This is a genomic window from Candidatus Proelusimicrobium excrementi (genome assembly GCF_937881865.1).
GTDB lineage: Bacteria > Elusimicrobiota > Elusimicrobia > Elusimicrobiales > Elusimicrobiaceae > Proelusimicrobium > Proelusimicrobium excrementi.
In genome coordinates, this window is the sequence record NZ_CALGEO010000130.1 from 1 (window position 1) to 8,602 (window position 8,602).

Genomic DNA, 8,602 nt, shown 5'->3' on the forward strand with positions numbered 1-8,602 from the left:
GCGTGTATCTGATTGTGATGGCGCTGGTATCGTACATGGAGAACTTCACCCAGCTCTATGCGCTCAAGCTGTTTGACATGGCGTGTCAATGCCTGGCGGCGTGCGCGGTGCTGAAGCTGGCGCTCAGGCGCGGCGCAGGCGCACACGGAAGCGGAGGCTTCTTGGGCCGGGGCTTTAAAACCGGCGGCGGCCACGAAAGCCGGGTTAAATATAGTTTCTTCTTTATTCATATCTGTTTTACTCCAGTCTATCCAAATGCCCGCGGCGACGAGGTTTGCCATAAGGTCGTTAAATTCGGTAATACCGCCGCGTTTGGGGTGGTTGGAAGCCAACACTCTGATGTCTTTTTTATCGGAAAGCGTGCTGGTTACAAAAGCGCTGAGTACGCGTTTGGGGCCGACTTCGATAAAAAGTCTTACGCCCCTGGCGTATGCAAGTTCCACCTGTTTAATCCATTCGACGGAGCTCATAATCTGCTCCACCATCATATCCCTTATTTTGGAAGGATCCGACGGATAGAAATCGGCGGAAACGTTAGAGGTTATCGGGAGCTTCGGCGCATTAATGGTAAGGCTGTTTAAAAACTCCCTGTATACGGCTGAGGCCGGGCGTACTATCGCGGAGTGGAAAGCGTGTGAAACCGGCACCAAAACAGACTGTATGCCCATGGATGTGAACAAAGCCACGGCGTCGTCGACGGATTTGCTCTCGCCGGCGATTACCGTCTGCGTCGGGCAGTTCTTATTGGCTACGGCAACATATCCTGAAATCTTTTTAAGTTCGGGTTCGATTTTATCTACAGAAGCGGCTATCGCGGCCATTTTGCCGCAATCGGGCACTTTAATGTTGGCCATAGCCGTGCCGCGGGTGGTTACCGCGCGGATTGCGTCGGGAAAGCTTAAAACGCCGGCGGCGACGGCCGCGCCGTATTCGCCGAGGCTGTGTCCCATGGTTACATCCGGCTTAATGCCGAATTGGTACAAAAGCCTCATCATGGCTACGTTGGCCGTCAAAATAGCGGGCTGGGTAATTTGAGTTTGTTTAATGCCCTCTTCGCGTTTTTTGTATTCTTCTTTGCTTTCGCCTTCTTTGCTCCAGATTACGTCGGTCAAAGTCGTGCCGGCGATTTCTTTAAGAATTACGTCCGCCTCGGCGAAAGTATCGCGGACGACTTTATATTTGCTGGCCAAATCTTTCATCATGTCCACATACTGCGATCCTTGTCCGGGGAACATAAAACAAACTTTGGGCTTTTCGCTGTGATTATAGAAAGGATAAATACCTTTCATTTTAAGATATAAAGAAGGTTCGCTCCATACGTCGGAGGAAGAGGCCGTCTTAATAAAGAACTCTATTTTTTCCTTAAGTTTGGCCGGGGATTCGGCGTTGATGCTTACTGCGTATTGCTTATAAGAAGCGGTATGATTTTTATAAGCCGCTTTAATCAAATAAAGAGGATCGCCCTGAATGCTTTGTACGGCTTGGTTAAGTTCGTTAAACAAATCCTGTTTGCTTTCGCCCGAAAAAACCAGCATATCGCCCTGAAGCTTCTCCATAGGAACGAGAAGTTCATATTTGCCGGCCGCGTTTTGGGTTTGTGCCATTGTTTTATTCTCCTGATTTTCAGAAATTGCCGAAGGGGCCGCTTTTTTTGCGCTGAGTGCGGGATGATATTCTTCCGCGGCCAAGTGGAAATTGGTTCCGCCGAAGCCGAAAGATGATACGTTTGCCCTTCTTATTTTATCCGTTTCCCACGGGCGGGCCTGCGTAATTACCTTAAACGGAGTTGAGGCCCAATCCACTATCGGGTTTGGAGTTTCAAAATTGATTGAAGGCGGCAATACCTTATTATGTAAAGCAAGCATGACCTTTATTACGGAAGCTATGCCCGCCGCCGCTTTTGCGTGGCCGATTTGGGATTTGATTGATCCCAGCCCTATAGAACCGGCCGGGGCGTAAGGTTTAAAAACTTCGTCCAAAGCGGCAAGTTCGGTAGCGTCGCCGACTTTAGTAGCCGTACCGTGCGCTTCCATAAGGCCGACTTCGCCCGGAGTATAATCAAGCTGCTTAAACGTGTTTTCTATGGCGAGTTTCTGGCCTTTGGGGTTCGGTGCGGTTATGCCCTTGCCCTTGCCGTCGCTTGAAGCACCTATAGCGCGGATTACGCCGTAAATTTTATCGCCGTCGCGTTCGGCGTCGCTTAAGCGTTTGAGTATGACCATACCCGCGCCTTCGGCCATTACAAAGCCGTTGGCCCTGGCGTCAAAAGCGAAGGAACCGTCGGCGGATAAGGCGCCGATTTTGCAGAACTTAATATAAGCGGCCGGGGACATCATTTGATCAACGCCGCCGCAAAGGGCCATATCGTAATTGCCGACCCTAAGCCCGTTTACGGCTTGGTCCAACGCCGCTATGGAGCTGGCGCAGGCCGCGTCAATTGAAAAGCTGGTTCCGTTAAGGTTGAATACGTTTGCCACGCGGCCGGAAATTACGTTCGGCAATTCGCCCGGCATGCTGTCTTCCGTTATCGGGAGGAACTTGGCGTTTACGGAAGCCTCCACGTCTTCGATAATGGCTTCCTGCTCCGCCGGCGGCAAAGCGGCGAAATGTTCCGAATGCCTTAACATATCATAATAAAAAGCCTTATAAATACGTGTGTTGCTGTATTCGTTTTTAATGCCGCCCATAGCATTGGCTATGATAACGGCGGTGCGGCTTCTGTCAAAATCTTTTTTGTCGTAACCGGCGTCTTCAAGAGCCATGCTGGCCGTTTCAAGCGCAAGGTGCTGAATGGAATCCATCTGCTTCGATACCGAAGGCGGAATCCTGTATTTTAAAGAATTAAATTTAAAACCGGTGATAAAACCGCCGATTTTGGTGTAAGTCTTATCCGGGGCGGAACGATCTTCGCTGTAGAAAAGGCGATAGTCCCATCTGTCCTGCGGAACTTCTATGATGGAATTTTTTCCTTCCGTGATATTTTTCCAAAACTCATCTTTGCTCAAAGCACCCGGCATTATTGCGCCAATGCCGACGACCGCTATGGGTTCCAAATTATTTTTAGACATAGCTAAATGACTCCTGATAAAATTTTTCGGATTTAAAATAGGGAGGTACAACTATAAAGCTTTTGGGCTTTGTAGATTTTCTCATATATTAAATGATATTAAATTATTAAGTTCTTATCAACTTGGCGGGTGTTTTGCGCGGGCTTTGCGCGCGGATTAAAACGCGCGCGCGTACTTTATTATACAAATATTTACAAAAAGCCGCGTTTTTTTGATATAATTATATATGTATGAGCAATTGTATCTTTTGCAAAATAGCAAACGGCGAAATTCAAGCCCAGATAATATATCAGGATGAGGACGTGGTGGGTTTTAAAGACTTAAACCCGCAGGCCCCCAGCCATATACTTATTATACCAGTTAAACATATTGAAAACTTGGCCGACGCCAAGGAAGAAGACGTTTTACTCTTGGGCAAAATACAGCTGGCCGCCGCTAAAATAGCGAAAGAACTCGGCTTAAAAGATTTCCGCTTGGTAGCCAACAACGGCAAAGGCGCGGGGCAAAGCGTATTTCATCTGCATTATCATCTGATGGGCGGAAGACGCTTTTTATGGCCCGCCGGCTAACCCCCGAAGAAATCAAAACAGATTTTTATTCTAAGTGTCTTTTAAGATAAGGTGGTGAAAAGTAAATGGTATTTGTAAAAGTCCGCGACGCAGAACATCTTGAAGAAGCGTTGAAACGCTTTAAAAGAGAATGCGAGAAGAACGGTATCCTTAAAGAAATCAAAAGAAGGGAAACCTATACTCCGCCGAGCGTAAGAAGGAAACTTAAATCTCAGGAAGCGCAGCGCAGAATGAGACGCACTAAAAGAAAACGCTTTTAGTTTTTCAGTATAAAAATCAGCACAATAGTCCGCTAGAACAAGCGGGCTATTGTGCCTATATGTGTGAATATGAATACTGCCCTGATTGAAAAAATTAAAGACAGCATTGACATTTTAGAACTTATAAAAGAATACGTCCCCGCCGTAAAACGCGCCGGGCGGACTTATAAGGCCTGCTGCCCTTTTCATCAGGAAAAAACCCCCTCTTTTACCGTAAACCCGGACAAAGGATTTTTTTATTGCTTCGGCTGCCAAGCCGGCGGAGACGTTTTTGAATTTTTAATGAGGATTGAAAATCTTTCCTTCAACGAAGCCGCGCGCCGTCTGGCCGAAAGGGCCGGCATTCCCTGGCGGGAGGAGGACTCCCTTTCAGAACAGGAAAAAGGCCGCCTCAACGATTACAAGTTAATGAATTCCGCCAAAGATTTTTACCACAGGCAGCTTTTAGCCCCCAAAGGCCAAAGCGCGGTTCAGTATCTGCAAAGCAGAAAAATCAATGCGGACACCGTAAATAAATTTCAGCTGGGGTTAAGTTTTTTTGACGGTATGACAAGAACCGCCCTTAAAAACGGATATACAATCACGGATTTAAAGAAACTGGGTTTGACCTCTTCGGCGACGGGGACTGACTATTTCAAAAACAGGCTGATGTTCCCGATATTCAATCACCGGGGCGACTGCGTGGCTTTCGGCGGAAGGATTCTTTCCGACGGACAGCCTAAATATTTAAATTCCCCGGAAACGCCTTTATTCTCCAAGAGCAGAGTGCTTTACGCGCTCAACTTTGCCGGGCCGGCCATACGCAGGGAAGGCAAAGTGATACTTTTGGAAGGCTATATGGACGTAATAGCCTGCCACCAAGCCGGGGCGGAAAACTGCGTGGCGCCGCTTGGAACATCTTTTACGCCCGAGCACGCCAAACTTTTAAAACGCTACACCGATACCGCCGTCGTACTTTTTGACCCGGACGAAGCCGGGATAAAAGCCTCTTTAAGAGCGGCTTTGATACTCGTGGAAAGCGGAGTATACGTTAAGGTGGCCTCCCTTACGGGCGGGCTGGACCCGGACGAATATATCCATAAATACGGTTTGGAAGATTTTAAAAAAGTAGTAAACGAAGCAAAAGACATAGTAAATTTCCGTCTTGACTGCATTTTGAAAGGGGCGCAGAGCATATCGCCTAAAGACAGGGCCGATATCACCGCCGAAATTATTGAAATAATACAAAAGCAGCCGGACCAAATTATTAAAAACGAATGGGCTTTAATAGCCGCAAACAGACTTGGCGTTCAGCCGGGAATTATCACCGAAAAGCTGAAACGAACCAATACCCCGGCGGAAGCAAAGCCCGTCTTTAAGAAAGAAAAAGACGTTACGCCGCAAAGCGAACTTGATCTTATAAGAGTGCTTCTTAAGTTCCCCAGATACGTAGAACTGTGCGCGGAACTGAAAGAAGATTACTTTGAAAATAAGAACATCTGGCTGATGATTAAAGAAATTGAGGCCCTGCGCCTTAAAAGGCCGGATATTGAGGACGTTTTGCCGCACATAGCCCAAGAAAACGAAGCTTTGGCCAAAACCGCGCTTAAGTACGCGATGCAGCCGCTGCCCGATGGCATACGCCCGCAAAGGGAAGCGGAAGCCTGCATAAATACGCTTAAAAAAACGGCCTTAAGCAAAAGATATAAACAGCTGCAGCAGCTGCTGTCGGGCTATCCGCCGGGCGGCGCGCCTTTGGATTTGCTTAAAGAACAAATAGAAATACAGAAGAAATTAAAATCATAAACAAGCAAGGGAGTCTTATTTTATGGCACAAGACAACAAGGCATTTAAAGAACTTGTAGAAATAGGCAAAGAACACGGTTATCTTACTTTGGACGAAATTAACAAATCGCTCACTTCGGCCGCGATGAACGCAGACGACATCGACGGGCTTATGGGCACTTTGGAAGATTTGGGGATACAAGTCGTCGACAGGAAAAAGTACAAAGCCGTAGCCATGGCGGAAAAAGAAGCTTATACGGAAGAGTGGGCTTCGAATATGGATATTTCAAACTCCATACGCATGTACCTTTCGGAAATGGGAAAAGTGCCGCTCCTTACCCGCGACGAAGAAGTAACCCTTGCCAGAAACATTCGCGAGCGCGAAAAAGAACTAAGGAAAATAGTTTTGGAATCCCCCATAACCATGAGGGAAATATGCTCTTGGGAAGAATTGGTCGACCAAGAAGAAATGACGACCAAGGAACTTATGCCGCGCGGCAAAAGAACCACCCGGGAGCTCAACACCATGCGCAAAAAACTCAAAGAGGCCGCGGCTTTTATAGCTAAAAGGGAAAAGGACATTTCCGCTTTGATGAAAGAAATCAGAAAGCCCGGTTTGAGCGATAAATTGGTCAGCAAATATACGAGCCAGCTGGAAGAGAAACAAAAAGAGGTCGTCGACCGTATAATAAAACTCAACCTCAACCAAAATAAGATTAAACGTCTTACCAACAGAATAAAAGGCTTGGCCGATAAAATAAACGAATATAAAAGCGATATCGCCCGCTTTGACGAATATTTCGGCAAATATGAAGACGTCGTTAAACTTTATAAACAGTTTGAACAGGGCAAGTTGAGCGAAAGCACCTTGGTAAAAAAGACAAAAGCGCAAAACGCCGCCGATTTGGACAGAGCTATAAAGAATATTACCACAGTAAAGAGCAGATACGAAAAATTGCTCTCCACATTGCCTATGGCGGAACAGGAGTTTTTATCTTTAAACGAAAGAATCGACTTCTTTGAAAAGATGATTCTGCAAGACAAGCTTAAACTGATAAGAGCCAACTTAAGATTGGTGGTTTCCATAGCCAAAAAGCATGTAAATTCCAACTTGGAACTTTCCGACTTGATTCAGGAAGGCGGCCTTGGCCTTATGAAAGCCGTGGAAAAATTTGAGTATAAAAGAGGTTTTAAATTTTCCACTTACGCAACTTGGTGGATAAGGCAGTCCATCAACAGGGCCATAGCCGACCAAGCCAATACAATCCGCATACCCGTGCACATGAAAGAACTTGTTTCAAAACTGACAAAAGTTACAAACAAATTCCGCCAAGAGCACGGCAGAGAACCGGGCTTGGACGATTATGTGAAATCTTTAAGGCTTTCGGTGGAGAAGGTAAAAGGCATACTTAAAATTATGCAGGATCCTATTTCCCTTTCCACGCCTATCGGTGAGGATGAGGATTCCAACCTGGAAGATTTTATTGAAGATAAGAACGGGCCAAACCCCTCTTCTTCCGCGACGGACTTTTTAAGAAAGCAGGAAGTCGCAGAGGTACTGGCGACTCTATCCGAACGCGAAGCCAAAATCATCAAGCTGCGCTTCGGCATAGAATCGGGCTATCCCAGAACTTTGGAAGAAGTAGGCAAAATGTTCAACGTAACAAGGGAGCGCGTAAGACAAATCGAGGCAAAAGCCATTCGCAAACTGCGCCACCCCAGCAGAACACGCATGCTGAAAGATTATTCCGATCAGCCTTTCTAAAAAAAGATTGTTTTGTCATCCCGCCCCGGCAAAAGCTTGGGCGGGATTTTTATTTAGGACTCAGCTCCCTATATTTAACGAATATTTACGCTAAACAGAAACCCCGCCTTGGCTTATGCTGAGGCGGGGCGGTTAGTTGAGAGCCGGGGGTCCCCCGGTTTGTTAAGATTTAACGCATTTTAGTGAATATATATAACACTTTCCGTTTTGCCATATGCTAAAACGTTCATCTATATCCCTAGCATATTTATCCAGCCATTTTTTACAATCAGAGCCTAAGAGTTCGCTAGTATCTGCGCCATAAAGTTCTCTCCATTGAGGCGTAAGAGAACCGTTACTGCCGCTTTCGCAGTAACTTTTATCTGTAGACTCTAAAGATGTTTCTCCTACTTTTTCCGTGCTTAATATCTTCCAATAGTAATGTGCTTCATGGCAGGTAAGGCTATTGTCCTCATCGGGCACATAACCCTCGGCGCATTCACATACACCGTCCCAGTCTCCGTACTGCCAGCCTGAACCTGATATACATTTGGCGGTTCTTGCAAGATCCCCGCTTATGGTATGGGGGATTAGTGCCTTACAGGTTGACTGCACGGCCCCTTTATCTTCGCATTTCGTCCCGTTCCAACATTGATTTGCCGTACATGAACTTGCTCCATCGCATTCCCCGTCCCATGCACTCCAACTACCGTTTGAACAGCACTTTCTGGAGGACGTCCCGCAAGAGCCGCTTGGTTTATATTGCGTTTGTCCTAAGGTACAATCATTTACAAGCACAGCTTCTCCGTATTTCTCACCGGGATTTACGGGAAATACTGGATTAACGGGATTAACACTCGTACATTTGCTGATATCATATTGCTGGCCGTTGGGCAAATCGGGGAGCTTGAGAGCTTCCCGTTTTTACAGCAAGATATGCTTGCTTTTAATTCCGCCGGCATTAATAAGCACACTAACACCAAAGCGAAAATAAAGAAACATACGCTAAATTTCTTCCTTAAACTAACCATTTTTTACCTCCGTTTTTGATTGCTTTAGGCCAAAAAAGCGCAAGGCGCGCAAGATAAGAAGCGGGAAGCATAACGGAGATTTTTCAGCCTGAAATTTGTGTAAAATTTATTAAAAAAAACAGTCAACTGTTTTATGATTTTGTTTTAGGTTTCCGTCTGAACGACA

Annotated in this window: 5 protein-coding genes; 4 read left to right on the forward strand and 1 reads right to left on the reverse strand. The window is 46.2% G+C overall.

Annotated elements, in window-relative coordinates; genetic code table 11:
• The coding region (locus tag ACQY26_RS06225) for a type I polyketide synthase (RefSeq protein WP_428048280.1) at positions 1-3,068 on the reverse strand (3,068 nt) is incomplete at its 3' end.
• 230 nt (positions 3,069-3,298) lie between these two features.
• Here ACQY26_RS06225 and ACQY26_RS06230 point away from each other — a divergent pair.
• The 4 genes from ACQY26_RS06230 (at position 3,299) to ACQY26_RS06245 (ending at position 7,426) form a co-directional block, all read left to right on the forward strand.
• Positions 3,299-3,637, forward strand: coding sequence for a histidine triad nucleotide-binding protein (locus ACQY26_RS06230; RefSeq protein ID WP_428048281.1), 339 nt, complete (start codon positions 3,299-3,301; stop codon positions 3,635-3,637).
• A gap of 65 nt (positions 3,638-3,702) precedes the next feature.
• A complete protein-coding gene (gene rpsU, locus ACQY26_RS06235; RefSeq protein WP_428048282.1) occupies positions 3,703-3,897 on the forward strand; it encodes a 30S ribosomal protein S21 in 195 nt (64 codons plus the stop codon).
• A gap of 69 nt (positions 3,898-3,966) precedes the next feature.
• On the forward strand, positions 3,967-5,682 hold the full coding sequence (gene dnaG / locus ACQY26_RS06240; protein ID WP_428048283.1) for a DNA primase: 1,716 nt from the start codon (positions 3,967-3,969) through the stop codon (positions 5,680-5,682).
• Between the two features lie 22 nt (positions 5,683-5,704).
• The gene (locus ACQY26_RS06245; RefSeq protein ID WP_428048284.1) at positions 5,705-7,426 is read left to right on the forward strand and encodes a sigma-70 family RNA polymerase sigma factor; all 1,722 of its coding nucleotides are present in this window, start codon (positions 5,705-5,707) and stop codon (positions 7,424-7,426) included.
• Positions 7,427-8,602: the final 1,176 nt, after the last annotated feature.

Coding starts and splice junctions, on each gene's coding strand:
- dnaG (WP_428048283.1), top strand. CDS start 3,967: ATGAATACTGCCCTGATTGAAAAAATTAAAGACAGCATTGACATTTTA.
- ACQY26_RS06230 (WP_428048281.1), top strand. CDS start 3,299: ATGAGCAATTGTATCTTTTGCAAAATAGCAAACGGCGAAATTCAAGCC.
- ACQY26_RS06245 (WP_428048284.1), top strand. CDS start 5,705: ATGGCACAAGACAACAAGGCATTTAAAGAACTTGTAGAAATAGGCAAA.
- rpsU (WP_428048282.1), top strand. CDS start 3,703: ATGGTATTTGTAAAAGTCCGCGACGCAGAACATCTTGAAGAAGCGTTG.